The organism is Nostoc sp., assembly GCF_036917635.1.
Classification (GTDB): Bacteria; Cyanobacteriota; Cyanobacteriia; order Cyanobacteriales; family Nostocaceae; genus Nostoc.
In genome coordinates this window covers 93,544-119,165 of the sequence record NZ_JBALCW010000094.1, presented here as the reverse complement: position 1 = coordinate 119,165, position 25,622 = coordinate 93,544, and the positions used below count along the sequence as shown (strand labels likewise).

The window sequence follows — 25,622 nt, the reverse complement described above, 5'->3', positions numbered from 1 at the left end:
GTTGCAAATATATTATTTTTCTTCTAAAGATACTATATCTTGCACAATATTATAATATAAATAAGTGATGCTTGCCAATATCTTAGTTTTCTTCTAATGTTAATAACAACATTCATTCTTAGTTGAATACCGTTTAAAACACTCAGGGAGAAATACTATTATGACAAATCAAATTAGGCGTGTTGTCATTGTTGGTGGAACACATGGAAATGAACTCACAGGAATTTATCTGATTAAAAAATTTGAGCGAATGCCCAAGTTAATTAAACGATTTACCTTTGAGAGTTGCACTTTGTTAGCCAATCCCAAAGCATCTGAAATTGGAAGACGATATGTAGATACTGACCTCAATCGCTGTTTTCAGCGCTCTTTTTTGGATAATTCAAGTCTGTCGAGTTACGAAGCGCAACGAGCCAAGGCAATTTACCTGACGTTTGGAACTGGGGGTAATCTAGAGGCTGACTTGGTTGTTGATTTACACACTACAACATCCAACATGAGACTAACAATCATTCTGGCAAGCAAGCATCCATTTTACTTGTGGTTAGCAGCTTATCTCACTTATATCAATTCAAATGTTAAGGTATTTTATTCACCACAAAAAACTCTAGAAAACCCGTATTTAGATTCAATTTGCAAATTTGGTTGCACTATTGAAGTCGGTGCAGTTGCTCAAGGGGTATTGGACGCGACCTTATTTCAGCAGACTGAAGAACTTGTCCACACAATTCTTGACTACGTGGAAGCCTACAATCAAGGAACACCACCAAGAGTAAAAGATACACTTACTATTTATCAAGACATTCGGACAATAGATTATCCCAGAAATGAGGTTGGAGAAATTCAAGCAATGATTCATCCTCGGTTACAATTTCGGGATTATGAAGCGCTGCATCCTGGAGAACCATTGTTTTTGACTTTTGATGGTGAAGAAATTGTCTATGAAGGTGACTCAACTGTATACCCAGTATTCATCAACGAAGCAGCCTACTACGAAAAAGGTATTGCCATGTGCATAACTCAACAATTCCAAGAAATCTTATCTTTCTGATAGCCAGAATTTTAATAAGTATAGTGGCTGAAAAAATTAAAAGTATTACTTTTGAAGCATGGTATTGTCATAGCTGCTCTCCAATCTTTAAACAAGAGTCTACACATCTACGAGCCTATGTAAATTTGTCTGACGAGTTCGCATTTTGCCAAAACTGCAATGAAGTTACCATGACCAAAACTTCTATAATTCTTTCCAAAGCAACAACTGCGGAAGAGGGCAAACGTTTAGTTGTCTGCCAGTGTCATTGCTGTTCTGCTAGAAAAGAGAAATTAGAACTAATTCCATCTATTGACCGCGATAGGTAGTATTAGAAAAACCAAAATTTTTAAAGTTTGATTTTGAAAAGATAAACTATTAGGAGGCTATTATGCCAAATTCTTCTTCCAGTTCTCCAGGTTGTTGTGGCTGTTTGGGAATAATCTTGTTTCTTCTATTTATTGGTTCAATTATATTTGGTGGAGCTAGTATTGCAGTGAAATTTGGTGATTATGTATTTGGTTTTGGTAGCGTTGTTAATAGTTGGCAAACTTCCAAAAATATTGATTCAAATGATTTAGAAACTAAATATCAAGCAGCTGAATTGGCTGTTAAGCAGTTTCACTCACAATTAGAGCAAGGCAAGTGCAAAGAAATTTACGAACAAGCTAATGAAGCTTTTAAAAAAGCTTCTAACTATGCTGAATTTCTAACTTTTTGTCATCAATTAAATATTAAAATTGAGACCATTAAATCAGTTCAACAATTAGATTATTGGTGGCAATTAACTAATAATGATTCTGAAAAATATATTCTAATTCGTTACGAAACCAAATCTTCACAATCATCGATTCAAGAAACATTTGTTTGGCTGGTCAAAGATAGTAAACCAGAGCTTATGGGATATCACGTTTTTCCCTTAGCTACTTCAATGCAAGCTTTTCCTCAAACTAATTCACTAGACAATGGAAGAATTAAGTCTGTTACGTCGTTCGTGTAGCATCCATGCAAGAACTTACGCTAATAACTTGTTCAATGACTGTACCAATTACGACAAGCCTTAATGTCGTTCTCTAAAGCTGTACTAAATAACTTATACCAAGTTCACCATTTCATACTATATGCAAATAAAACTTCTAAAAAATCGTTTAACTAATTGGTTGGCAGTTACTGCTGGTTCCCTAATTTTATCAACAAACACAGGAATTTCAGTGCTTGGGCAGCCTGCTTCGGTATACGTTCTCCTGTTCGAGCCGAATACCAAAAATGAAGGTATACACACTATTAAGCAGGGTCAAACTAATACAATTTTAATGTTTAGTTCACGAGCAGACGCGGTTAGGTATGCATCAGATATCAATATACTAACGCAGACAGCTAAAATTAAATTTCCATCTGCTTCAGTCGAATCCATTAATATCAGTGAAATGTTAAGTTTCTGTCAATCTGAGCATTACACCTGCAAACGGGTTCCTGAAGGCAGTAAAATCTCTGTTCCAAGTGAATTTGTCGAGAACACAGACTGGAGACCTTCCTCCAATAACGCTACTCCGTAGTCTGGCAACTGTCTAAAACTGAAATTGGTTTCACGGCTAAATGCTTACATACTCTGTTTTTCCTCACAAAGATACCTAGTGCTGCTCTTTTCGACAAGTCTATTAGTCAAAAAGCTACTTCAAAGTTCCCAAAACGGGCGCAACCTCAACCTCTGAAATTTGCGGAACCAAAAAACCCTTAGCGTAAATCTGGGGATTTGTTTGAGAAACTATGGCATAAGACTGGCGAAGATTAGCATTAACTGCAACAGTCTTCACGTCGTACATCTGCATCGCCATCTTGGGATAGAAACCAATACCAATAATCATCAGCAGAAAACAGGCAGCAATAAACACCTCACGCGGTCTAGCATCATCATAAACTGCATCTTCTGGTACGAAGCAGTCTGTACCAAAACAAACTGTTCCGTCATCTTCTTGATTTTCTGAACCTGCATTATTAATGTCACATATAAGTGCTGCACCTTGACCATAAAATACTTCTCGCAGCATGGAAAGTAGATAGATAGGTGTGAGCATGACTCCAACGGCGGCGAGAAAAACTGTGACGGTGCAGAAAGTCGAACTGTAAACGTCACTGCTTGTCATCCCAACGAATACCGAGAGTTCGCCAGCAAAGCCACTCATACCAGGAAGTGCTAGGGATGCCATCGCGGAGATTGTAAATAGGGCAAAGACTTTGGGCATGGCTTGACCAATACCACCCATATCTTTCATTACCATTGTGTGGGTGCGATCGTAAGTAACACCTGCTAAAAAGAACAGCACCGATGCAATCAAACCATGCGAAATCATCTGCAACATCGCGCCGTTGATTCCCAAATCAGTGAATGACGCAATCCCAAGCAGCACAAACCCCATGTGAGAAATCGACGAATAAGCCAAACGTCGCTTCATATTCGTCTGAGCAAAAGAGTTCAATGCACCATAGATAATATTGACAACACCGAGAATGGCTAGAACCGGCGCAAAATAAATGTGTGCATCAGGAAGCAACTCAAGATTCAGGCGAATCAGTCCGTATCCGCCCATCTTCAGCAATACACCAGCCAAAATCATCGACACAGGAGATGATGCTTCGCCGTGGGCATCAGGTAACCAGGTATGCATCGGGAATACAGCGAGTTTGACACCAAATGCAATCAACAATCCTGCATAAAGCAGCAGTTGTAGTCCAAGTGGATATTCCTTCTTGGCGAGGGCAGTTATATCAAATGTCATATCACCGCCGCCATATAAACCCATTGCCAAGGCTGCCACTAAAATAAATATAGAAGCGGCTGCGGTATACAACAAAAATTTGGTAGCCGCATAGCGACGCCTTTGCCCACCCCAAATGCAGACTAGTAGGTAGACGGGTATCAACTCTACTTCCCACATAATGAAAAATAGCAGCAAGTCTTTGGCAACGAACACGCCTACCTGTGCCGAATACAGTACCAGCATCAAAAAATAGAAGAGGCGGGGACGATGATCGACTTGCCAAGCTGAAAAAATCGAGAGTGTGGTGACAAACCCTGCTAATAGCACAAGTGGCGCTGAAAGTCCATCGACCGACACTGCCCAGTTAAGACCCAACTGAGGCATCCAGGCATAATTTTCTACCATTTGAAAACTAGCACTACTGGCATCGTAATGCTTCCAAAAGGCGTAGCACATCAAGGCGAAGTCTGCGATACCTACACCCAGTGCATACCACCGCACGCGCTTGCCATCTTTATCAGGCAGCACAGGGATAAGCAAGGAAGCAACGAGTGGCAGCAAGACAATTGCGGTAAGCCAGGGAAATTGAGCCGCTATCATGTATATAAGAAAAAATACTTATTTGTTTGTCAATTATGTCATTCTACTAAACTGTGTAACAAATTCTTCATAAATCTTTGTTCTAGTTAACGGCTTTGACTTAAAAATGGGGAGTGGGGACTTGTACTGAGCGACTTGTGCCAACCGTTGCCGAGGTAAGCCGAAGTAGTGGGGAGTGGGGAAGAAAGATTTTTCTTTGCTCACGGTACTAATCCAGCCCGCAAAGCACGGACGGCAGCCTGTGTGCGGTCAGCAACACAGAGTTTATTGAGAATACCTCGAACATGAGTTTTTACAGTACCGACTGTTAAATAGAGCCTTTTAGCAATTTCTGCATTGTCACACCCGGCGACAATCAACTCTAAAACATCCATCTCCCTATGAGTTAAAGGATAGGTGACTATACTTTTCTCAACATCTGGGTCAATCCCTTCAATCAATACTCTTTTTCCAGATGCGCCTCTGCTACCATCGGGAAAATCTTGACGTATTTGTTGTAGTATAAGGTCTGCGATCGCTGGATCGATCCATGAGCTACCTGCATAAGTCGTTCGCACAGCCTCAACTAGTCTCTCAGTTTCGATATCCTTCATACAATAAGAATCTGCACCTGCTGCAAATGCTGCTAAAACTGCTTGTTCGCTATTCTGCATGGTCAAAATTAGCATTTTTGTGGTATAGTCTTCGTTCTGTGCTTGATATTGCCTAAATGTGCGTGTTAGCTCAATACCATCCATGTCAGGCAAACCGATGTCAATAGTAGCAACATCTGGCTTGAGAGTTTTCAGAAGCTTGATGCCATCGGCTGCATTGGCTGCTTCACCAACAATGTTAAACTCTGGCTGGGTTTGCAAGGCAGCCCGTAAGCCGATTCTCGTAAGGTTGTGATCTTCAATCACGAGGATCTTGATTTCATTCATAGTTACTTAACTTTACTGTTATTTATCTAAAGTACAGATTAAAATAATCTCGTTCTTCTATTCGGTATCTTATACAAAAAGCAATGTAGTTGGTATTGTTCCCTTAACTTCATCTACCCTTAGACATAAATAACCTTATCTCGGAAGTTTTTCTAAAGCAAGACTTTCGATATGACAATAATAAGTCAATCAAAAATTTTTTTTATACATTAATCTCAGGATAGATATTTCATGGAAAACAATTTCCGATTGAAAATCCGGTAGGAAAAGAGTGGGTGACCATTAAATTAATTCGCACTCTTGCCTCTGGCACGCTTTGCGTTAAGCCAAGCCTTGACGGAGGCTTTACGCAATTACGTTTTGTGTCGGGGATTTAGATTTAGGCATTCAATTCGCGCTGGCCTTCTTAGGCAGAGGGGACTTAAACCGCCAAAGCTCGTTATAATACTTGCCCTTGGAGTAGCTAGGATGATGTACATAAAAGTGACTAAGCTACCTCACCCTAAGATCGAGACACAGATATTGTTTGGATAACCAGACGGCTAAGATATTTGTTAAGACAATAGTATATTAATACATTTATTCAATATAAACCCAGTGGAATTACTTAAAAGGGTTAGATTTTAATTTAGGAAACTTTAAACGAAAATATGAATCCTTAATAATCTCAGCGCTGGTGAAGTAAGCTATTACTAGATTTGCGAGGGATAGCCAAGCACTTCTTTTTTTATTTAGCCATGTCTTTAACTAAAACTGTCAAAAAAGATAAAATTCTGGTTGTCGATGATATTTTTGATAATTTACTGGTTCTAGAAGCTGTACTAGAAGATGAGGGCTATGAAATTAGCTTAGTCGAAGAGAGCAAAATTGCTCTGGCTATGGTTGAAGAGTCACCACCAGATATAATTCTCTTAGATGTGATGATGCCAGAGATAGATGGGTATGAATTTACTCGACGCATCCGGCAGAATCCGGCGTTGCCATTTATCCCCATTTTGCTGCTCACGGCTCACTATGCGTCTAGCGTTGTAGAAGGACTCGATGCTGGTGCAGATGACTTTATTCGTAAACCATTCGATCCTGATGAATTACATGCACGAGTGCGATCGCTCCTGCGCCTCAAGCATAGTATCGACGAACGAGATCAGATGGCTAACCTCCGGGCAGATTTTGTCTCCCGTTTTACTCACGATTTACGCATACCACTAGTAGCCTCCAACCGCGTATTAAAACTATTGCTCGAAGGCAGGTTTTGCGATGTTTCGCCACAATTGCAAGAAATAATTGATACCATGATTGGCAGTAATCGAGACCTGCTAGAAATGGTCAATACCTTACTAGAAGTTTATCGTCATGAAGCGGGCTGCAAAAGTTTAAAAATTTCTCACTGCAATATTCAAGAATTAGTTACTGAAGTTTGCCAAGAATTAACTCCTTTAGCTGAAGAAAAAGGATTAGTTGTAAACATTGATAGAGATGAAATTGCAACTACCATTATGGGCGATCGCGTAGAACTGCGGCGAGTTTTGACAAATATCATCGGCAATGCCATCAAGTTTACAGACAAAGGTTCTATAGATATTCGCTGCTATCTCACTCCGGTAGCTATGAATATTGATATCCAAGATACAGGGTCAGGAATTTCTAAACCAGATCAGGCAATATTATTCGAGCGGTTTCGTCAAGGTAAACACCAACGTTCTGGTAGTGGTTTAGGACTATATCTATCTCGCTGCATTATTGAAGCACATCAAGGCACAATCGATGTTACATCTGAACCAGGGAAAGGTAGCACATTCACTATCCGGCTACCTGTAACTGGCGAAAACTAAAAATTATTACTTATCGAAACAGAATTTAGCATGAATTCTGACTCCTGACTCCTAAATTATGTTTCTGGTAAATATAAGATTAATCATGAATTAAGTAGGTAGACAAGAGAAAACCAAACTATGTAACGAAAAGTAAAATATCTGTATTTGGCTCGTAGTTGCGCCCACTTACTTAGCACTTTTGAAAAAATCAATGATAGCTTGAAAAAATATTTTGCGATCGCTTTTATCCAAATCCCTAAAAATCTCAGTTAAAACACAGATTAAAAAAAGGGAAAAGGTTCAGTAAATAATTATTTAACCTACACCTTCTTTCTAAATAAAGTTTCACCAAGAGAACTGGATATGGTAAATATGTCAATAGAGTGCAAAGCAGGACTATTTCGTTCTAGACATAAACCGCCCAGAACTAAAGTTCCAGGCTAACTGCCCTAGTCCACTTTAGTGGACTAAAAACCTTTCCTTTATTAGTCGTCTTTAAACGAATGAGTGCTATTAGCCTCAGAATTTATTCTAAGGCCAGGTAGATGAGAATGAAATAGCCCTGGGGTGCGGAGGCTTCCAACTTGGTGGTAGATAGTTCAGTATTAGCGAGTCCGTGTACTCAATTTTGGGTAAATTAGACGAGATGATTCAAAATTTTTTCGTCTTTAATCACTAAATGAGGTTAGTTAAATGTCTGAACTTACGGATGAACTTCAATATATTTTGAATTGGTTAAAATCTACCAATCTTGATTTCTTTGATTGTTACAATCCAGGTTTAACTCGCCAGCAGATTGACGAAATTACTAAGGATTTACCATTCAGGTTATCCGAAGAAATATACGAACTTTATCAATGGCGCAATGGAACCGCCGATCTTGGTTATAACAATGGCTATCTACCACTCTATTTTTTGTTTCCTGAGCAATTAAGAGCCGATGTCATTTGTTCTTTTTGTTCCTTGCAAGATTCAGTTGATATTTACAAAACTCTACGAGAAGCTACTAGTGATGAATATTGGAACCAAAAATGGTTTCCTATTGCTGCATATGAAAGTAAAAAAATGCTTTATGTAGTTGGCGATCTCGATCCATCTCCGGTTTATCTTTGGGATGTTGATTGCCTTGAGGATTCAGTAAGAGTCTATAAAAATCTCATCAGTATGATATCTGTAATTGCAGAGTGTTGTGAGTTTACCTTGTATCAACTTATACCAGATCAAGATGGAGAAGAAGATGACATGATAATCCGAATAGATGAAGAAAAGCTGGAACTTGAAAAAGAGATATATCGAAAATATAACTCATAATTACAGGAAATATGAAGCTGTATAAAAACAAATTGCTTCCTTAGAGAAACTGTGATATTTAAATATTAATAAAAAAAGAGCTTGAATAAAAAGAATAATGAAGTACTTATTTATAATTTGGGTGCTTATACTCTATTTAGTCGCTCCTAGTGCGGCGATCGCTCAACCAAGACAGCCCTATACTTTAATATCTGGACTTGGGACAATCCACCATCCAGTTTCTACTTCTAATCCCCAAGCACAAGAGTTTTTCGATCAGGGATTAAATTTAATTTACGCTTTCAATCATGATGAGGCGGTGCGTTCTTTTCAACACAGTGCCAAACTCGATCCGCATTTAGCGATCGCATATTGGGGTATTGCTCTAGCTCTAGGCCCTAATATTAACTTAGCAATCGACCCCAACCGAGAATTAGCTGCTTACCAAGCAATACAGCAAGCTTTAGCACTTTCCACCCAAGCATCTGCCCAAGAACGAGACTATATTACCGCCTTAGCAAAACGTTACTCTCAAAATCCTGATGCAGACTTGTATAAACTAGCGCTTGACTACACAAAAGCAATGGCAACCCTAGTTAAGCGCTATCCTGATGATTTCGATGCGGCGACGCTTTACGCTGAAAGCTTGATGGATCTGCATCCTTGGCAGCACTGGACTAAAGATGGCAAGCCACAGCCAGATACAGAAGAAATTGTGGCTATTTTAGAATCTGTTCTCAAACGTAACCCGAATCATACCGGGGCTAATCATTACTATATTCATGCAATGGAAGCCTCACCTTTCCCAGAACAGGCCCTTGTGAGTGCCAAACGACTAGAAACCCTAGCACCAACGGCGGGACACTTAGTACACATGCCAAGTCATATTTATTTTCGTGTGGGAGATTATGAAGGGGCAATGCAGGCAAACAAGCAGGCGATCGCTCAAGATGATATTTACATCAAAAAATATCTTGTCCAGGGTACTTACCCGATGATGTACTACAACCACAACGTATATTTTCTCATGGTGGCCAGCAGCATGGCAGGAAAATATAAAGATGCTCTCCAAGCCGCAGAGACGTTAGTTGCCAATGCTACTGCCATTGACCCGTATGCACCAATGCTTGAGGGATTCCTGGGCAGCAAAATGCTGATTCAGACACGCTTTAGCGATTGGGATGCCATCTTAAAAACTCCCGTCCCCGATGCTAAATTGCCTACTACCACAGCCCTTTGGCATTTTGCTCGCGGCATGGCTTGCACAGCCACAGGCAAACCTGAAGATGCAGCAAGTGAAAGTCAGGCATTAGTTGCCGCCAAACAGGGAATTTCTACCGAAGCAACCATTGGCTTCAGTCCCGCCAGTCGCATTTTAGACATTGCCTCAAAAGTTCTAGACGCCAAAATTGCTAAAGAAAAGCATGATTATGAATCTGCAATTTTATTGTTAGAAAAAGCAGTGGCAGTAGAAGATACCCTTGATTACGTGGAACCACCAGACTGGTACTTTCCCACGCGGGAATCTTTGGGCGCTGTGCTTTTGGCTAAAGGTGACTATAAAGAGGCTGAGAAAGTCTTTCGTGCTGATCTAAAAAAGTATCCCCATAATGGGCGTTCTCTATTTGGCTTGCAGGCAAGTTTGCAAGCACTGGGCAAAGATAAGGCCGCTCAACTTGTCAAAGCCGAATTGAAAACAGCTTGGAAAGGTGATGATAAGCAACTTGCTATAGCGAACATGTATTGAGGGAACGCCAAAAAATAAATTATCCAATTTTTGGAATCAAAACCACTTTTTCTCCCCCTGCTCCCGTTCGGCTACGCTCACGGCAAGCCTGCTCCCTTGTCCTAAAAGCGATGCACCAGAAAGCGATTAGATAATTTTTCTAACTCAAATTAGGATTGCTATACCCTTTATTTGTTGCCTGACTTTGCCTTTCATATTAAAATTTGGGAGTAATACTTTTGGTTAATACAGTCAAACGTTCAATTCGGATATTAAAGATGCGCCCCTGCATGTCTGATTTCCTTTATCACCCTACAGGATTTATCTTCTTCCATTTTCAACCCTTTTTTGCGGTGGGCTGTTATGGGAAGTGGGGGCAGGCGATCGCCTAAGTGCGATCGCATCACTAGTTAATTATCTACTGGATGCAGAGAGTTGGCTCGTATGTCATCCTAGATTAAGAGAGTTAATTTGGTGATGTCTTTGATTTTAGTATTGAAAGGCTTTTTCCTTTTAGTATTTACAGACTACTCAGAGAAATTAAAATCTCTACACAGTGATGATTTTGGAGAGAATCGATGTCAATTTATGTAGGTAACCTCTCTTATGACGTTACACAAGAAGATTTAAGTGGTATTTTTGCAGAATATGGTACTGTAAAACGGGTTCAAGTACCTACTGACCGTGAAACAGGTCGTCCACGCGGCTTTGCTTTTGTGGAAATGGGAACCGAAGCTGAAGAAGCAGCTGCCATAGAAGCTCTCGATGGTGCTGAGTGGATGGGTCGTGACCTGAAGGTAAATAAGGCTAAACCTAAAGAAGATAGAGGAGACAGAGGTTCCTTTGGTGGTGGTGGTAGAGGAGGATACGGCGGCGGCGGCGGTGGTGGACGCAACCGCTACTAAGGTTGGAAACAAAAAAAATTTACCTAGAGTCTTAAGGTCAGACAAGGTGTCTGTCTTTTTTTTGTAATGTTACTGTTTCCATAGCCATTGATGAAGTCAACTTAGTTAGGAGAAATAATGACCCAAGTAATCGTAGGTGACAATGAACACATTGAGTCAGCCTTACGGCGATTTAAGCGAGAAGTTTCTAAGGCTGGAATTTTTCCAGACATGAGAAAGCATCGTCATTTTGAAACACCCCTAGAAAAACGCAAGCGCAAAGAAGTTGCCAAGCACAGGCAGAGTAAGAGAAGTTTTCGTAACTAATAACAATTCACGAAAATCCTGATGTGTATAGATTTCTCCTAGTGGCATGGCAAAGACATGCCCCTAGCATCTGAAATAGATATAAATGAATGCCTTCATAGAATCTATGAGGGTTTTCCTTTTGCCTATTTTAAAATCAGGAAACCTAAAGAAACGCTAAAATCAAGTCAGCCTTTGTATTGTAGCGGTTGTGTCCCACATCACTCAGAGGGCGGTTCACTGTATAAATCCTGATTGTCAACGTCCTTATCCTCAGCCTTGGGGAAACAAATTTTGCAACAGTTGTGGCGCACCACTACAACTGTTAGACCGCTATGTTCCACTTCAGGCTTTGGGGTCGGGAGGATTTGCTCAAATTTACACGGTTTGGGATGAAAAAACTCAAACAGAGAAAGTGCTGAAGGTGTTGGTCGAAGATTCACCAAAGGCACTGGAGTTATTTACCCAAGAGGCGGCGGTTTTATCTAGTTTGCACCATGCAGGTGTCCCCAGAGTCGATGCCGAAGGGTATTTTCAGGTACAACTGTTTAACCCCAAACCGCACCAACTACCTTGTCTGGTAATGGAAAAAATCAATGGGCAGACTTTAGAGGAGATATTAAAAAAGTTTCCCCAAGGATGTCCAGAGAATTTGGTTTTAGACTGGTTTGCCCAAACTGTACAGATTTTACAAGAATTACACAAACGTCAGATTCTTCACCGGGATATCAAACCTTCTAATTTAATGCTAGGCAGTTCTTCGCCATCTTTAAACGCGTCTCAAGGGCAAACAGGGGGCGATCGCTTAGTATTAATTGATTTTGGCGGGGCGAAACAATTTAGCGCCTCTAAGCTGCGTTCTCAGTCTAGTTCCACCCGATTATTTTCTTCTGGGTACAGTCCACCAGAACAAGTGATCGGAGGGATTGTCGGGCCAAGTGCCGATTTTTATGCCCTTGGTCGAACGGTGATTGAACTACTAACAGGCAAGTACCCGCTAGAATTGGAAGATCAGCAAACGGGGAAATTGCGTTGGCGAACTACGGTAAATGTCAACCCCCAATTAGCTTCTTTGCTGGATGAGATGGTGCAGGAGGATGTGCGATCGCGTCCAGCAAATGCAGCTATAATTCAAAAACGTTTGGCGAAGATTTCTCAACCATTACCGCCATCAGGATTATTTGCCCAACTGCGAGACAACATTAAACAAGTCTCAACGCAAGTTTACCAAAGATTTACCCAGCTAATACAAGCTATTGAACAAGTTTTAGCTAATTTTAGCCAAGCTGTAACTAAAACCGTTATTTTTATCGTTCAGACAATTATTAAAATTTTCTTAGCTTGTTTGGCGACGATTTGGGCGATGATTTTGGCTTATGTTGGCGCTTGTTTTGGTGCGATCGCAGGTTTTATTTTGGCATATCACACCAGCTTGGGTCGTCAGGTTGTGGAATTTATTTGGAATCAGCAAAACCAATTAGTACCAAATACTCAACCCCTCTTGGGGGCAGATATTTTGGTATTCGTCACCGCCGGCTGGGGAACCGCTTGGGGACTGACAGTATCCGGGTGTTTTGGTCAACATCGGCGCTTTTTAGTAGCCTCGCTGATGGGGATGATTAGCTATGGCTTCGGCTGGTTGATTTTGCAATTAATGACACCCAAAGATAGCGGTGAGGGTTTAGTGGCAGTAATTTTAGTGGCAGTTTGCCTACTTACCTTAAGTTTAGGACTCCGCAGCCATCACATAGTGTACGCTGTCTTCGCTGCCTTTGGGAGTGCGATCGCCTATGCAGTTTTGATTCTTTTCAGGTTAGCGCCTCCGATTTTCCAATTCTCTAGTCAACCAGCCTGGTCAGAGTTACAGTTACCTCTGATTTTTTTTGGTTCTGTAGGCGTCTTTATTAGCTTCTGGTTAGGAGTGAGTTACTACCTAATTGTCCCTGGATTGCGGTTTTTAGGGTGGCGATGAAGAACGCAGGAGATCCCCTTTTAGGCTACGGTGGTGTACATAAGAGACTTCCAAGAAATAAATTATTCCAATACAGGACTTACGCAAGAACCCTTTAAAACTTTTATTCCTTTGTGTCCTTTGCGGACTTTGCGGTTCGTTTTATCCTGATTTTGCGTAAGTCCTACAATAAACGAACCTTATTAGACACAGAGAACGCAGAGAGAAGAAATAGAGAGAGTTTTTGCGTCAGTTTTGGAACATTTTTTTATTTGTCAGTCCCTAAATGCGATTACCCAAAAACCTCACCCTCTCACCGACATCCCGCCCAGAACTAAAGTTCTTTGGCTTTTAGCTGAAGTCCACGCTTTGTGGACTAAATTGTTCGTTGAGTTTACTAAGCGTGGATTTAAGCTACGGAATTTATTCCGAGGCGGGATATGAAACTAATGCGGTTCGGTCTGTTTTTGAGAAATATTGTATTGTTGTAGAAACTGAATTTTAAAATCCATAATTTAAAATCTAAAATCTAAAATCTAAAATCGGAGGCGATCGCTATGGTATCAGTCAGCGATGCACAAGCAATTATTTTAAATTTAGTACAACCGTTAGATCGTCAGCGTGATACAGAAGTTGTCGATTTATTAGTAGCAGATAGTCGGATTTTGGCAGTACCTGTCACCAGTCCGCTAGATTTTCCCCATTGGGATAATTCGGCAATGGATGGCTACGCAGTTCGCTACGAAGATGTACAGCATAGTAGCGAAAACCCAGCCGTTTTAGAAATTGTTGAAGATATTCCGGCTGGGTATCAGCCCAAGTCTACAATTCAACCAGGGCAAGCCGCACGGATTTTCACAGGTGCGGTGATTCCAGCAGGTGCGGATACTGTAGTCATGCAAGAAAAGACACGCCGCGAGGAAAACCGTGTATTTATCCTGGATGCGCCAAAACCGCAAGAATTTGTCAGACACAAAGGATCTTTTTATCAATCTGGAACACAGTTACTACCAGCAGGAATTAAGTTAAATGCTCCAGAAATTGCCGTATTGGCAGCAGTACAATGTCCGCAATTAAGTGTTTACCGCCGTCCGCGTGTGGCCATTTTTTCGACTGGTGATGAATTGATGACACTCGATCAACCGTTGCAACCGGGGCAAATTGTGGATTCTAATCAGTATGCACTAGCAGCTTTAGTAAGACAAAGTGGCGCAGAACCAATACTTTTAGGCATAGTCAAAGATGATCCAGTTGCTTTGGAGAAAGTTATTGCCCATGCTGTTGCGATCGCTGATATAGTTCTCTCTTCTGGTGGTGTCTCAGTAGGAGATTATGACTATGTTGATAAAATTCTAGAGTCACTAAAAGCAAAAATCCACATTCGCTCTGTGGAAATGAGGCCAGGAAAACCCCTCACCGTCGCCACACTCCCCACTCCCCACTCCCCACTCTACTTTGGTTTACCAGGAAACCCTGCTGCTGCGTTGGTGACATTTTGGCGGTTTGTGCTACCAGCAATCAAGAAACTTTCGGGAATTACTTTATGTTGGGAACCAGTGTTTTTGAAAGTGCGATCGCATTATGAGTTGCGATCGAACGGGAAGCGCGAAACTTACCTTTGGGGTAAATTGCATTTAATTGATGGAGTTTACGAATTTCATCAAGCTGATGGTAGTCAAAGTTCTGGCAATTTAATTAATTTAACTCAAACCAATGCTTTAGCTGTTCTCCCGGTGGGTAAAACATTAATTTACCCACAAGAAGAGGTGCAAGTTTTGCTGTTTAATAACGGTTAAAATACCTGTTCAAAAGCCTCAATCAAACTGTTAACTTCCTCAATGGTGTTGTAATGCACCATACTCACCCGGATTATTCCACTTTGCGAGGCTAAACCCAGGTATTCAATCAGCCGTTTAGCATAAAAGTCTCCGTAACGAATCGCAATATTATCTTGGTCAATTTTTTTTGGAATGGTTGAGCTATTCATTCCATCTACTACAAAAGATATAGTTGGCACACGGAATTTACGGTTAGCTTTTGATTGACCAATTACTCGCACATTAGACTTACTGTTGAGGTAATTTAGGAGGCGATCGCTAATCTGTTCTTCATGTATGCTAATTAAATCAAACGCCTGTACCATTTGATTTCTCAAATCAGGTGCAGTTTGATCGCCGTAGTGTAGTTGTGCTAATTCACTTAGATAATCGCATAACCCCAACATGCCATAACTTAATTCAAAATTTACATTCCCTAACTGAAATTTATAAGGTATATCTGTCTGCTCAATAAAATAATGGTTAAGACCAGGTAATCTTAATAAATGTTCTTCTTTGCCATAAAGTAAAGCATGATGTGGCCCGTAAACTTTATAACAACTCAAAGTATAGAAATCAACATCTAAATCTTGGACATCAACTAACCTGTGGGGTGCATAAGCTACACCATCTACACAAATCATCGCGTTGCGATCGTGTACAAATGCAGCAATTTCTTTGATAGGATTGATGGTTCCTAGAACATTAGAAGCATGAGTCAAAGCTACTAGTTTTGTCCGCTGACTCATCAATGGTTCTAAATCTGCTAAATGAAGTTCCAAGGTATCTGGGCGAATTTGCCACACTTTAACCTTCATTCCTTGTTTTTCCAGAGCCATCCAAGCACCAATATTGGACTCATGGTCACAATTAGTCACAATAATTTCATCACCAGGCGTAAAAGTTTGACCAAGGCAAATAGAAAGAACTTTCAACATCATTGTAGTAGATGGTCCCATAACCACTTCTTTATAAGAATTGGCGTTAATCAAAGTAGCCATTCCCCTAGTTGCTGAAGCCAATCGTTCTCCTGCAAGTTCAGAAACTGCATAAGAAGCTCCCAACTGGACATTAGAACTTAGGAGGAATTCGCTAATTCTATCTACTACTTTTTTCAGGGTTTGTGAACCCCCAGCATTATCAAAAAAAGTCCATTCACCAGCTAGGGCGGGAAAATATTGGCGAACTTTATCAAGATTCAAAATCATAGTATAAGTTTTTTGGAGAATGTTCTTTATTCTTTACCCTAGCTTACCTTTTGGCAAGTCGCACGGAGAGCATCTACATCCTCTCTTAGTGTTTACAGCTTGTTGTGCTAGAGTTCTTAATTCTTCACAATTCTCGCCAATTTTATTTGATAAGTTTAAGGGAGAGTCAAAACAATAGTTGCTTTGACTTTTAATTCCTTGATTGAAAATAAAGGAACAAGCTATGAACACTACAGTTAAATACTACATTGAGGTGATTAAGGAAGAAGCACTTCAACTTGTTAAAAAAAGACTTGTTAACCGTCAGCAATCAATTTATACTCTCTGTAAATATATTCCTCATTGTGAGTGGGTTAATTTTGAACTGGAGTTAGAAAAAAACGAATTTCTGCTTAGAGATAGAATTATTGACCTCCTGAATCACGAATCATGGGAAGACGATTAAGCCTGCATTTAGAAGCTAAATCTTATTAGCCGCATCTCCATAAAATTAAAATTATAAATTCATTTTTAAACACTAAAAACTCTCGAATTAAGTTGGGGGTTATAAACCAATACAGTTCAGTTACAATACTGCGTAGGTTTTGCCTAAAAAATCACTCTGGTGTAGGTTGGGGAGCCACTCATGTGCGGGGGGTCAAAGAGTTGAGTGAAGTGGCGTTTGAGGAACGTAGACCCAAAGGGGCTTAAGGCAGGGTAACCCAACATTTTTAAGACTTTTTTGGGTAACACTTAAGTTCAACCCAACCTACAAATCTTCAAAACCTACGCAGTATTGAGTCCCGTTAAGCCTTAAACTCAATTTCTACGTAGGTCTAATTTTTCACGTTAGAAACTTCCAAATAAAAAAATGTTCCAAAACTGAGGCAAAAACTCTCTCTATTTCTTCTCTCTCTGCGTTCTCTGTGTCTGAAGTGGTTCGTTTATTTGAATAATTTATTTCTTGGAAGTCCCTTATGTGGAAAAGGTAACGATTCACCTAACCCCCTTCCCGACACTCTAAGGGTGAAAATTTAAAGTCTCTGACGCCACGTGCTTGGCTGTCGGGCTTTGCTTCAATGGCGTAGTCGCTCCTTATTAAAGGAAGAGAGAAATAAAAGTGAAGTTTTTCAGATGACCTGAATTGTCAGGTGTCGCCCACCCCACAAAATTGGATAATTTATTTCTTGGAGTTCTCCTAAACCAATTTCAGTCACTTAGGATTAGGGAGACAATTCTTGTAGCCTTATCCATTCGGTGATAGATTGCCATTGGCTTGCGTAAACAGTAGTATTTCTACGTTTTTCTTGTTGAGGTTTTCTAGATAGTTTTCCCTTGACAGCCTCGGTGAATGAACTGGATTCGTTCAGATTATAAACTGGCATTTCTTGCCAGCAGTGGCGACAAAACCAGTAACTTTCTGCACCGCGTACATGTTCTAAAAGTAAACTTGAACAGCAAGGACAGTAATTCATATTTTTCTCAAATCCTGTTAATAAAAGTTTTATTGCAAATGAGGGTAGCTAGTTGACAAGCCCGGAGGTATTTAAAACGATGTGTTTATATTTTTACTATAGTATTTAAATATGAGGAACTTGTGAGGAAATTTAAATAATTCGCAATTCGCAATGACCAGAAATAAAAAGGTGCAGAGCAACTAAATTTATTTATGGAAAATAAAAAAATGTATTTTGAGACACGTAGTGCAATAAATACTACATCCGTTGACTCAGAGCAAGTAAATTTATTTATGGTTACTGAGCAGACTTGCTCTAAGCCTGTCTTAAGCCTGTCCTGGGCGTAGTCGAAGGGAGTCGAAGTATGGGCTTGGTAAATTTTTGAATGGGTGAATGCGTGACTTCCCCAAAGGCAAATTCATCTCCAAGAGTTGGGGCTGACAATCGCGGACTCGCTTATAGCCTTGCTATCCCGAACGCGAACAGCGTATCGTAGAGAAGGGTTTCCGCTACCATAACGCAATTACGTTTTGTAACGGGGGTTTTAATTAGGCATTTATTTACAGGTTTCACTGTCAAGTTACTTCCTTGATAATTGAGTTAAACTTGGAACAGTATAATTACTGATTTTCAACAGTTTACTTCCTCTGGCTTTCGCTAGCTTCTGCTAGTTAATTTTGATATCAAAAAGATTATTAGATTTGACAAATAAACCATGCGATTCAACGATCAGCTAATAAACTTACCTAGCTTAAATCATGTTATTAACCGTTCTCCCTTAACGATTAACCCTGATAGTTTTGTAGTCGAAGCTATTGTCTTGATGAACCAGAAAATATGTAGTAATTATGTACCTAGCAACTTAAATTATTCATTAGATTTAAACCCAGTAAATCAACCATTAACTGGTTGTGTGTTGGTTATGGAGGGAGGAAATTTATTAGGCATTTTTACTGAAAAAGATGTACTTAGGCTTATAGCTTCTGGAATAGACTTATCCACGGTGACGATCGCACAAGTGATGACGCAGCCAGTGGTTACACTTATACAATCAGATTCTCAGGATATTTTCATTGCTTTATCGTTATTGCGTCAGCATCAGACTCATTATTTGCCAGTTTTGGACGATCGCGGACAATTGCAAGGAATTATCACTGAGAGTAGCTTACTACAAGCCTTTGACCTAGTAAAAATGGTTGGCGTCGTTGAAGGGTTGCAGCAATATTTACAAAAACCCAAAGATGAATTCAGGCAGGTTAATCAGCACACAGAGATAGAACAAATCCGCTACCAAACTCAAAATAACTTAAAACTATGGGTTGAGGCACAGTCGGCTGAAATTATGCAAGTTAATCAAGAACTTCAGCTAGCCCTCGAAGAACTCCAGGTTGTAGAAGAAGAACTGCGCGAGCAAAATGAAGAGTTGGCCGTTGCCCATGAGCTAGTAGAATTGGAGCGCCAGCGTTACCAAGATTTATTTGAGTTCGCTCCAGATGGTTACTTGGTAACTGATACAGCAGGTATTATCCAAGAGGCTAACCGAGCAACAGCAATCTTGCTGGCTGTCCGCCAAAAATATTTAGTGAACAAACCATTAAGTATATTTATTGCTCACCAAGATCGGCAGACTTTTAACACCCGACTAAATAATTCACAGCAGGAACAGGAGTGGGAAATTTACCTAAAACCACGGGGAGGTAAAGCTTTTGCGGCTAGCATTAGAGCGGCTGGCATGTACGATTTTGAGGGTAAGCAAGTTGGTTGGCGATGGTTACTCTGCGATATTAGCAATCGCCAACAGCCAAAGGAATCACTGCGTCAAGCTAACGAAGAGTTAGAACAACGAGTGGCAAAACGGACAGCAGAACTTCTTATGTCCAATGTTCTGTTGCAACAAGAAATTACCGAACGCCAACGCACAGAAGTTGTATTACAGCAGAGCGAAAACCTCTATCGCCAACTCGTGGAAAGCCAAATTGACATAATTATCCGCACTAATTTGCAAGGGCAGATTAGCTTTGCCAATGCGGTTGCTTGTCAAACCTTCGGTTGCAAAGAAGATGAGTTTTGTGGTCAGTCATTTTTCCAGTTTCTTCATCCAGATGACTTGTCTGAAGTGATGGAAGATATGGCAGCTTTAGGATCTTCATCCTATCCCTTGACTAATCGTCAGCGACGTGCATTTACAGTCAATGGTATCCGGTGGTTTCAATGGAATGCGATCGCAATTCGTAATGACAAAGGAGAGCTTGTTGAAATCCAAGCAGTAGGCAGAGATATTACCGAACAGCAAGCAGCGCTACACGAACGCCAACTTGGAGAAGTTACGAAATCCGATAAGGGATTTCCAAAAATTAAATTACTCAATTCCTCTATCCAATACGACTATCCGATTTCTTCTCCCCCTGCTCCCCCTGCTTACCAAAACGATTGATTATTTTTTTATTTGTCAGTCCCTTACTACATCTGTGCAAAAATTGGAAAACCCTCTTTCCCCCAGCAAGACTGCCCCCTTGCAGTCTTAATCATAAGTCTTTAACCGGACACGATATTATATAATGTCCCCTTGATTACTTACTAAACTCCAAGAACCTCACCCCGCCAAAGCTACGCTTCGTCTCCCCTCCCCGATGCTTTGGGGTGGGGAGAAATGACTGTGGGAATCATAACTAATTACCCGGACACGATATTACGGGGGCGAAAGCTGCAAAATATCCTGGTTTTGGCAACAATATCTTTGAAAGGGAAGAAAGTTTTATTTTTTGGATCTTCCTTAGCGATTAACAGTACTCATATCAGGGTAGCGATCGCCTGCGGTAATCCCCTTTACTGCTATTGCTTCAATCCGACTGAGGTCATCTTTAGTTAGAACAATCTCAGTTGCGGCGATATTCTCTTCTAAATAAGTGCGCCGCTTTGTACCAGGAATCGGCACAATATCTTCACCTTGAGCCAGTAGCCAAGCCAAAGCAAGTTGGCTAGGTGTGACTTTTTTTTCTTCAGCGATTTCCTTGACTTTTTCAACTAGTTGCAGGTTTTTAGAGAAATTCTCGCCCTGAAAACGGGGATGATTTCTCCGGAAATCATCTGCTGCAAGGTCTTCAGGACGGGTGATAGCTCCCGATAAAAACCCACGACCAAGAGGACTATAAGCAACAAAACCAATTCCTAGTTCTCGGATAGTAGGTAAAATTTCATCTTCTGGATCGCGGCTCCATAAAGAATACTCTGTTTGTAGCGCGGTAATTGGATGAACTGCCACAGCCCGCCGAATTGTCGCCGGAGCAGCTTCCGACAGCCCTAAATACCGCACTTTACCAGCCTGTACTAACTGAGCCATTGCCCCTACAGTATCTTCGATTGGCACCTTTGGATCAACTCGATGTTGATAGTACAGGTCAATAACCTCTACTCCCAAACGTTTAAGTGAAGCATCACAAGCTGTTTGGACATATTCGGGACTGCCATTAACTCCTTTCCAACCACCTTCTTCGGTACGAACATTACCAAACTTGGTTGCTAATACTACTTGCTCTCGACGATCCTTAATTGCTCTACCTACTAATTGCTCATTAGTGAAAGGCCCATACATATCAGCAGTATCGAGAAAATTGACTCCAAGATCCAAAGCACGATGGATAGTGGCGATCGCTTCCGATTCATCACGACCACTGTAAAACTCCGACATTCCCATACAACCAAGTCCCAGTTGTGAAACTTCCAGTCCTTGTTTGCCTAACTTTCTAGAATTCATTGAAAATCTCCTAGCTATTAAGTCTTATATAAACATCAGTATTAAAACAAATAAGAAAATCTTACCTAAATTACAGGAATCCGTCTTAGCTCTTTAGTAGTATTTTATAGCATTTCTCAGTTGAGTGAAGTACAAGAACCCCACCCCCAACCCCCTCTTCGCTTGCGAAGAGGGGGCTACGATGTACCTTACGTGATTAGGAAACGCTATAAGCAATTTAGCTACTGTTGGTTTTCTTGATAATTTTATTTGGATCTAAAAAATGCAGTAATTGTTCACAGAGCTTCAAACCATTGGATAGAAATTATTGCAGAAAAATATTTTTTTTAGTAGGCATAAACCAAGCTTTTAAGATGTAATCTAATTAAGTAAATTGAGGAAAAAATGGCTTTAATTCCTTGGTAACCTTTTAGAGAAGTAGAAACCATGCAACGGCAAATAAATCGATTATTCGATACAATGCTGTCACTTCAAGAGAGCGATCGCCTACGAGGCTTTATAATTACCCAGGAGTTACGCAAAATACTTCTCAAATTATTCCTCCGTGTCGTGCCAGTTGCTTCTCCCAAGGGGAGACGCGCAAGGGAAAAGTCTCTTAACCGCAAGGGCGCACTGGCTTCTCTGTGGCTAATAAGGTTCAATTTTCCGTTACCTGTGCGTAAGTCCTATTACCAATTACAAGAACCAACCAAACTAGCCACTATCTCAACTAGTTCTTCAGGATCAATCGGTTTAGATACATGAGTGTTAAAGCCACCTTCCAAGGCCCGGATACGATCCTCACTATCAGCAAAGGCTGTTAAAGCAATAGCCGGGACTCGTCCACCATTCTTTGGTTTGAGCGCACGAATTTTGCGGATGAAAGTGTAGCCATCCTCCCCAGGTAGCCCAATATCAGAAATTAAAACATCGGGTTGCAATTCAGATAAAACTTTGCGTGCCGCATCTGCTGATATTACTGCTATAACTTTTGCTCCATCCATTTCCAAGACAGTAGTGATGAAGAAGCGAGTATCATCATCATCCTCAACTACCAGAATATCTAAACCAGCAAGAGTTCCAGAAGGTTCCATAAATGTCATTTTATAATAACTTTCTGTGACTTTTACCTGCTAATTATAAAATCAGGGGTTGAGAAACCCTCAAAATGACCTTTTCAGATGTGGTACAAGATTATATCACGAAGTGTAGGGTGTCCCTCAGGTAAACGAGAACCGCTATAATTTATGCGATCGCAGTCCTCTGTGATTTACAAGTTGATAAACACACGGCTTTCGATATTCTTGAGAAGTTAGATAGTTGGGCGATTGACTACGCTATTAGACATCTCCGAAAAAGATTGTAGAGACGCGAAATTTCGCGTCTCTACAAGGGTTTCATTTTGCAGATATTTAATTTCCGGAGATGTCTATTGGGCCAGAGGGTGCGATAATGCGATCGCTTTGTACTCCAAAACGCAAATAATGCTTCATTCTCGAAGAAGCCTGCTTCTATGTAGTTTTTATGTGATTTCTAGCCAGTTGTAGAGCCGGAACTGAATTGTGAGTACTGTATCAATCATGTAGAGGCGTTTAACAGCACTCACACAACAACTGGCATACAGAGGGAGAAGTGATGCAGGGTTAAAGCTGTGTTTCACAAACCACAGCTTCTTCACTGTCTAACGCTGTTGATATCTCCATTGAAGATCCAACAGCACAACATCAGTTGCCAATTTGCCGAAATCTGTGACAAGTCTTGTCTAACATCAAGCTCATTGAAACTTTCAATCCTTCTCTTGGTTAAGTTTTTATCCAGTGTTATTTACTTTTCTTTTGGGTTTTTTACTCTTCATCTTCAGTCACAAGAGAGCGAATTAATTCCCGAATTACATCAGTTGCTGGTCTGCCAGTGCTTGAGCAATATTTTTCTAATTTCTCGGACTCACCTGATGTGAGATTGATTGTAAGTCGTTTAACAGCCCATTTTTTATTCATGATATTAGACACGTTCCAGTTCTCAACTACTTCTCTAATATCAATCACTTAATCTGTTACTACATGGGTATTATCAAGGAATTTTAATTCAAGAAATGATGAAGTAGACTAAAATATTTTTCCAAATAATAATAACTATGTAAAGTCTATTTTAGAATATAAAGTTTAACTCTCTTAAAAGTAGTAACTATCAAGCCAGTATAAAGAAAGTATAATATAGGTTGACTTAAACTAAGTATTTTGCCCAAATCTACCTTAGCCCACATTAGCAACCCAAGCTACAGTAACACATTGGAGATATTAGGACAATTGAGGAAGCGATGCCTACGGCGGGCTGCGCCTACGCAATTAAATTAGAAAACTGTATTTTGGCTGATTTAGTCACGCTTTTACCTTTGGATGAAGAACAGTAGCATTGTGATAACGGGCTATTTGCTGTGGCGTGACACTCTTTTAAAAAACTTTCTGGTAATGACGGACGTAAACACAGATATACTAATAGCCCAAATAAGCGAAAAAGAGCAACTACCAAAAAATACGTATATCCTTGACCCCTCGGCGTGCCATATCATCATCAAATAATCAACTAATTGGAAATATCAAGCACATCAGACAGAAATCGAGACTGATAAGGTGAACGAAAGGTTTATCAAAAAACTGCTGAATATAATCTTCCCAATTTCCAGCAATTACTGCATAGCCCCTTGAACTTTCGATAAGTCTTTATGATTATTAATCTATTAACCTTTTTAATTTAGCTGTTTAAATAAGTTACTTTCATGACTCTGGAGAGAGAATCATTTTAAACTGATCCTCAACTTTAGATATACAGCAGTTTTCTTTTAGATAAAGTATAAAACTACGGATTTTCAGGCAGTTATTGCTGGAGGTAAGAACTATCACAATCGCTCCAAATTACAAAAGACTCCCGACAGATAGATATTTTGGCAGATTTCGTGTAAATATGCCTCTTAACATAGTCATATAGGAATATGCTTTAGCGCTCTAATCTCAGCAATTAGATAGTTCAAAAGAGCGTTTGAAATGTTTTACTCTTATTAATGGATTTGCAATTAAATACAAATCTATTATCATGAGAGTAGCGAGTCGTTTTTGTAAGTTAATTATTTGTAGCTAAGTAGCAATTAAAAATGATGCAAAATACATTGGTTGATAAAACCTTCCGCGACAACGAAGGCAACATTGTTATAGCTCAGATGCCAAATCTACCGCTTATTGTTTGGATAGTAACTAGTTTACTAACTCTAATTTTTACAAGCGGCAAAATCAATACATTGTTAGACCTAGTAGCATACGGCTCTTTGTTTACTTGGGCGTGGCTGGAATTATTTCAAGGCGTTAATTATTTTCGGAGAGCGCTAGGTCTTGCCGTACTTATTAGTCTTATCGTTTTCAAAATTCAGTATTAATTAAGACTAAATAATTAAGCAAAATTATAAGGAGTATTTTTTTCTTTGTCATATCAAATCCGTTTGTATAGGAATTATTCCTCTTTCCTGTTCCTCTTGGCTCTCTGCGTCTGGAGCGGTTTTTTAATCATTCAGATGCTACCGGATTTGATATCAGTCTTTTATCTTAAGTAGCTAGACAAGATAAAACCAAACTATGTAACGAAAAGTAAAATCTCTGTATTTGGCTCGTAGTTGCGCCCTCTTGCGCTTTAGCGCAACTACGAGCCAGTGATGATTATTTGCGCCCACTTACTTAGTAGATTTTTGCATTGGGATGCTCCCTGATAAATAGTTGTAGCAACTTGCATAAAAATTCTGATTAAGTAGGTAGACGTAATTAAACATCTATATAAAACCTCATCCTCAATCCCTCTCCGTGAGTTCGGAGAGGGATTGAGGATGAGGGTGAGGTTTTATATTTAATTTGACCCAGTTACTTAGAATCGATATCATTACATCCTCTTACTATGAAAAGGCAGCTAAGAATTAATGATCGGTATAGATAGCTAAAAAACCGGATCTTCAAGAATACTGTGAGCCGTACTCAGGTAGTGCTGGATAGATTTATTGGTAAGCTGAGATTGTAGCGATATTCACAACAGGCATTAATTGCGACGCCGAATAGCCCATCGTAGACATCGCTACTTAAGTAGTTCAGCAGGCAGAATATACCATAGGG

Annotated in this window: 22 protein-coding genes; 14 read left to right on the top strand and 8 right to left on the bottom strand. The window is 40.1% G+C overall.

The annotated features are described in order from the left end of the window. Window positions 1–160: 160 nt before the first annotated feature. From V7K32_RS22105 to V7K32_RS28880, 4 genes are all read left to right on the top strand, one after another. Complete coding sequence (locus V7K32_RS22105) at window positions 161–1,051, top strand: aspartoacylase (RefSeq protein ID WP_334995941.1); 891 nt, start codon at window positions 161–163, stop codon at window positions 1,049–1,051. Window positions 1,052–1,221: 170 nt separating this feature from the next. Then, window positions 1,222–1,359, top strand: coding sequence for a hypothetical protein (locus tag V7K32_RS22100; RefSeq protein ID WP_334995939.1), 138 nt, complete (start codon window positions 1,222–1,224; stop codon window positions 1,357–1,359). 62 nt (window positions 1,360–1,421) lie between these two features. Then, entirely contained in the window at window positions 1,422–2,030 is a 609-nt protein-coding gene (locus V7K32_RS22095; RefSeq protein ID WP_334995937.1) for a hypothetical protein, read from the top strand. A gap of 121 nt (window positions 2,031–2,151) precedes the next feature. Next, entirely contained in the window at window positions 2,152–2,586 is a 435-nt protein-coding gene (locus V7K32_RS28880; protein WP_442938784.1) for a DUF3110 domain-containing protein, read from the top strand. A 114-nt stretch (window positions 2,587–2,700) separates the two neighbouring features. Here V7K32_RS28880 and V7K32_RS22090 read toward each other — a convergent pair whose 3' ends face one another. Together V7K32_RS22090 and V7K32_RS22085 are read right to left on the bottom strand one after the other, a co-directional pair. Continuing rightward, on the bottom strand, window positions 2,701–4,389 hold the full coding sequence (locus V7K32_RS22090; protein WP_334995935.1) for an NAD(P)H-quinone oxidoreductase subunit 4: 1,689 nt from the start codon (window positions 4,387–4,389) through the stop codon (window positions 2,701–2,703). Between the two features lie 200 nt (window positions 4,390–4,589). Continuing rightward, the gene (locus V7K32_RS22085) at window positions 4,590–5,309 is read right to left on the bottom strand and encodes a response regulator transcription factor (RefSeq protein ID WP_334995933.1); all 720 of its coding nucleotides are present in this window, start codon (window positions 5,307–5,309) and stop codon (window positions 4,590–4,592) included. A gap of 737 nt (window positions 5,310–6,046) precedes the next feature. On the opposite strand from V7K32_RS22085, the gene V7K32_RS22080 reads away from it, so the two are divergent. The 7 genes from V7K32_RS22080 to V7K32_RS22050 all read left to right on the top strand — a co-directional run bounded on the left by V7K32_RS22080 (window position 6,047) and on the right by V7K32_RS22050 (window position 15,076). Continuing rightward, window positions 6,047–7,141: a hybrid sensor histidine kinase/response regulator gene (locus V7K32_RS22080; protein ID WP_334995931.1), complete on the top strand. Its 1,095-nt coding sequence runs from the start codon at window positions 6,047–6,049 to the stop codon at window positions 7,139–7,141. A gap of 675 nt (window positions 7,142–7,816) precedes the next feature. Further along, a complete protein-coding gene (locus V7K32_RS22075; RefSeq protein ID WP_334995929.1) occupies window positions 7,817–8,434 on the top strand; it encodes an SMI1/KNR4 family protein in 618 nt (205 codons plus the stop codon). Window positions 8,435–8,531: 97 nt separating this feature from the next. After that, the gene (locus V7K32_RS22070; RefSeq protein ID WP_334995927.1) at window positions 8,532–10,160 is read left to right on the top strand and encodes a tetratricopeptide repeat protein; all 1,629 of its coding nucleotides are present in this window, start codon (window positions 8,532–8,534) and stop codon (window positions 10,158–10,160) included. A gap of 557 nt (window positions 10,161–10,717) precedes the next feature. Beyond that, entirely contained in the window at window positions 10,718–11,044 is a 327-nt protein-coding gene (locus V7K32_RS22065; RefSeq protein WP_334995925.1) for an RNA recognition motif domain-containing protein, read from the top strand. 117 nt (window positions 11,045–11,161) lie between these two features. Next, window positions 11,162–11,350: a 30S ribosomal protein S21 gene (rpsU, locus tag V7K32_RS22060; protein ID WP_012407716.1), complete on the top strand. Its 189-nt coding sequence runs from the start codon at window positions 11,162–11,164 to the stop codon at window positions 11,348–11,350. A gap of 190 nt (window positions 11,351–11,540) precedes the next feature. Then, window positions 11,541–13,301, top strand: a complete 1,761-nt coding sequence (locus V7K32_RS22055) for a protein kinase domain-containing protein (protein ID WP_334995923.1) — start codon at window positions 11,541–11,543, stop codon at window positions 13,299–13,301. A gap of 536 nt (window positions 13,302–13,837) precedes the next feature. Continuing rightward, window positions 13,838–15,076 carry a molybdopterin molybdotransferase MoeA gene (locus V7K32_RS22050; RefSeq protein ID WP_334995921.1) on the top strand — a complete coding sequence of 413 codons (1,239 nt, stop codon included), beginning with the start codon at window positions 13,838–13,840 and terminating at the stop codon, window positions 15,074–15,076. Here the strand turns inward: V7K32_RS22050 and V7K32_RS22045 are convergent. Then, complete coding sequence (locus V7K32_RS22045; protein WP_334995919.1) at window positions 15,073–16,305, bottom strand: cysteine desulfurase-like protein; 1,233 nt, start codon at window positions 16,303–16,305, stop codon at window positions 15,073–15,075. The genes V7K32_RS22050 and V7K32_RS22045 overlap by 4 nt on opposite strands. 223 nt (window positions 16,306–16,528) lie before the next feature. Here V7K32_RS22045 and V7K32_RS22040 point away from each other — a divergent pair, with 223 nt between their 5' ends. Continuing rightward, window positions 16,529–16,750 (top strand): DUF4327 family protein, encoded by a 222-nt coding sequence (locus V7K32_RS22040; protein ID WP_334995917.1) that lies wholly within the window; start codon window positions 16,529–16,531, stop codon window positions 16,748–16,750. Window positions 16,751–17,507: 757 nt separating this feature from the next. Here the strand turns inward: V7K32_RS22040 and V7K32_RS22035 are convergent. After that, entirely contained in the window at window positions 17,508–17,759 is a 252-nt protein-coding gene (locus tag V7K32_RS22035) for a hypothetical protein (protein WP_334995915.1), read from the bottom strand. A gap of 697 nt (window positions 17,760–18,456) precedes the next feature. Between V7K32_RS22035 and V7K32_RS22030 the strand changes: the two genes are divergently transcribed. Further along, the gene (locus V7K32_RS22030) at window positions 18,457–20,175 is read left to right on the top strand and encodes a PAS domain S-box protein (protein WP_334995913.1); all 1,719 of its coding nucleotides are present in this window, start codon (window positions 18,457–18,459) and stop codon (window positions 20,173–20,175) included. Window positions 20,176–20,514: 339 nt separating this feature from the next. Here the strand turns inward: V7K32_RS22030 and V7K32_RS22025 are convergent, their stop codons facing one another. The 4 genes from V7K32_RS22025 to V7K32_RS22010 form a co-directional block, all read right to left on the bottom strand. Next, window positions 20,515–21,495 carry an aldo/keto reductase gene (locus V7K32_RS22025; RefSeq protein ID WP_334995911.1) on the bottom strand — a complete coding sequence of 327 codons (981 nt, stop codon included), beginning with the start codon at window positions 21,493–21,495 and terminating at the stop codon, window positions 20,515–20,517. Between the two features lie 668 nt (window positions 21,496–22,163). Next, window positions 22,164–22,568, bottom strand: coding sequence for a response regulator (locus V7K32_RS22020; protein ID WP_229454871.1), 405 nt, complete (start codon window positions 22,566–22,568; stop codon window positions 22,164–22,166). 428 nt (window positions 22,569–22,996) lie between these two features. Next, on the bottom strand, window positions 22,997–23,134 hold the full coding sequence (locus V7K32_RS22015) for a hypothetical protein (protein ID WP_334995909.1): 138 nt from the start codon (window positions 23,132–23,134) through the stop codon (window positions 22,997–22,999). A gap of 184 nt (window positions 23,135–23,318) precedes the next feature. After that, the gene (locus tag V7K32_RS22010) at window positions 23,319–23,471 is read right to left on the bottom strand and encodes a CopG family transcriptional regulator (protein WP_334996246.1); all 153 of its coding nucleotides are present in this window, start codon (window positions 23,469–23,471) and stop codon (window positions 23,319–23,321) included. 1,154 nt (window positions 23,472–24,625) lie between these two features. On the opposite strand from V7K32_RS22010, the gene V7K32_RS22005 reads away from it, so the two are divergent. Continuing rightward, the gene (locus V7K32_RS22005; protein ID WP_334996244.1) at window positions 24,626–24,901 is read left to right on the top strand and encodes a hypothetical protein; all 276 of its coding nucleotides are present in this window, start codon (window positions 24,626–24,628) and stop codon (window positions 24,899–24,901) included. Window positions 24,902–25,622: the final 721 nt, after the last annotated feature.